General features: G+C 32.6%; 1 pseudogene. It reads right to left on the bottom strand.

The annotated features are described in order from the left end of the window. Positions 1-87: 87 nt before the first annotated feature. Positions 88-270 (bottom strand): annotated as a pseudogene (locus RI68_RS03365) (hypothetical protein); the annotation flags it as partial.

Here is a 270-nt window from a genome sequence, read left to right as displayed (position 1 = left end):
TTAATTAACATGGTTATTTGTTTCCTTCCAAGTGTGTGTGTTGTTAAATAAAAAAAGACCCTGGAGGGTCTGGTTTGTGATTAAAGATTAATTTAATTCTTTCGGTTTTTGAGGAGGTCGGGTTGTGTCTAAAAATTGATAATAAGTTTTGGCACATGTTTGTTCATCGATATACCAATCATCAAAAAAGATACCATCTACATATTTATAATAATAACTAGTTCCGTTTTCATTATAAAGCCAGCGGGAAGAACGGCCGAATTTATTACG

Origin of the sequence: Vaccinium witches'-broom phytoplasma str. VAC, from assembly GCF_000309405.1 — a bacterium.
In the GTDB taxonomy this organism is placed as follows: Bacteria; Bacillota_I; Bacilli_A; order Acholeplasmatales; family Acholeplasmataceae; genus Phytoplasma.
The sequence above is the reverse complement of the archived record's forward strand: the minus strand, read 5'-3'. Positions and strand labels throughout refer to the sequence as shown.